This is a genomic window from Microbacterium sp. ISL-103 (assembly GCF_018613995.1).
GTDB lineage: Bacteria > Actinomycetota > Actinomycetes > Actinomycetales > Microbacteriaceae > Microbacterium.
The window spans coordinates 1-1,722 of sequence record NZ_JAGGPD010000655.1 but is presented as its reverse complement, the minus strand read 5'-3'; the positions used below and the strand labels follow the sequence as shown (position 1 = coordinate 1,722).

General features: G+C 69.1%; 3 protein-coding genes. 2 read left to right on the top strand and 1 reads right to left on the bottom strand.

The window, feature by feature from the left end; all coding sequences use genetic code 11:
* Both J7E68_RS19215 and J7E68_RS19210 read left to right on the top strand, forming a co-directional pair.
* Positions 1–369 (top strand): uracil-DNA glycosylase (locus tag J7E68_RS19215; RefSeq protein ID WP_215175139.1); only part of this gene is annotated, 369 nt, incomplete at its 5' end.
* Positions 370–373: 4 nt separating this feature from the next.
* Complete coding sequence (locus J7E68_RS19210; protein ID WP_215175138.1) at positions 374–991, top strand: GNAT family N-acetyltransferase; 618 nt, start codon at positions 374–376, stop codon at positions 989–991.
* Between the two features lie 9 nt (positions 992–1,000).
* On the opposite strand, the gene J7E68_RS19205 is transcribed toward J7E68_RS19210, so the two are convergent.
* The gene (locus J7E68_RS19205) at positions 1,001–1,708 is read right to left on the bottom strand and encodes an ABC transporter ATP-binding protein (RefSeq protein ID WP_251049180.1); all 708 of its coding nucleotides are present in this window, start codon (positions 1,706–1,708) and stop codon (positions 1,001–1,003) included.
* Positions 1,709–1,722: the final 14 nt, after the last annotated feature.

Below are 1,722 nucleotides of genomic sequence, written 5' to 3'. Positions count from 1 at the left end.
GCCCCGCACGGCGACCTGGCCGGGTGGAGCGACCAGGGAGTGCTCCTGCTCAACAGGGTGCTGACCGTGCGCCCGGGGGAGGCCGGGTCTCATCGCCGGTGGGGGTGGGAGCAGGTGACCGAGCTCGCGATCCGCGCACTCGTCGCACGAGACCAGCCGCTCGTCGCGATCCTCTGGGGCAAGGACGCCGCGAACCTGCAGCCCCTGCTGGGAGATGCTCCGGTGATCACCTCTGCGCACCCGTCTCCGCTCTCCGCACGCCGAGGATTCTTCGGGTCCCGGCCGTTCTCGCGGGCGAACGAGATGCTCGAGACGCTCGGGGCGAGCCCGATCGACTGGCGCATCGACGGGAGGCCCCCTCTAAGCTGATCGCATGCAGTTCGAGCCCGGTGATCGCCGCCGAGTGCTGCCGCGCCATCTGCGCCCGCAGCCGGAACCCGACGTGTTCTCCTACTCGATCCGTCCGGCCCGGTCGGGCGATCTCCCCTACGTGCGGGAGATCTACAACCACTTCGTCAGCAACTCGGTCGTGACGCTCGACGAGCGGCGCAGCAGCATCCCGTACTGGCGTGAGAAGTTCGCGCTGCTGAGCAAGCTCGGCCTGCCGTTCCTGGTCGCGGTCTCACCCGCCGGTGTCGTGATCGGCTACGCCCTCGCGCAGCCGTGGGCAGGAAAGAACGCCTACCGTCACACGGTCGAGGATTCGATCTACCTCGGTCCGGGCGCAGGAGGCAAAGGCCTCGGCGCCGCGTTGCTGCAGGCCCTGATCGACGCGTGCGAGCAGCTGGGAATCCGCGAGATGGTCGCCGTGATCAGCGACACCAAGGCCGACGCCTCGATTCGTCTGCACGCGAAGCTCGGATTCGTCGAAGCGGGACGCATGGGGAGAGTCGGCCACAAGTTCGGCCGCGACCTCGGCACCGTCTACATGCGCCGCGCCCTGCGTCCGAGTCGTCGGCGCCGGTTCTTCCATACCGGCTCTGCGCGCTGACCGCCGCGGTCATCGCGGGGGAGCGGGTATGACCGGGATCGCCGCCAGCAGGGTCTTCGTGTAGTCCTGCGTGGGGTGCAGAAGGACGTCCGAGGTGGCGCCGCGCTCGACGATGCTCCCGTCCTTCATCACGACGACGGTGTCGCAGAGGTTCTGCACCACGCCGATGTCGTGCGAGACGAGCACGAGCGTCAGGTCGGTCGTGCGGCGCAGCTCTATGAGCAGTTCGAGGATCTGCGCGCGCACGGTGACATCGAGGGCAGAGAGCGGCTCGTCGCCGACGAGGATGCGCGGCCGGTGCACGATCGCCCTTGCGAGAGCGATGCGCTGTCGCTGCCCGCCCGAGAACTCGTGCGGGTACCGGTCTGCCATCTCGGGCTCGAGGCCCACCTGCTCCAGCACTTCGCGCACCCTGGCGCGGTGGTCGCCCTCGATGCCGAGGGCCCACAGCGGCTCTCGGATGATCTGCGCGGCGGTCATACGCGGGTCGAGCGACGCATACGGGTCTTGGAACACCAGTCCGGTCTGGCGGCGCAGCCAGTGCAGGGACCGGGCGGATGCCGTGGCATCCACTGCTCTGCCGTCGACCGCGACGGTGCCGGACGTCGGCCTGTCCAGGCCCAGCAGCAGTCGGACGAGGGTGGACTTGCCCGATCCGGACTCGCCGATGATGCCGACCGATGATCCCTCGACGATGTCGAGGTCTGTCGGTGACAGCGCGGTCTGCCGGC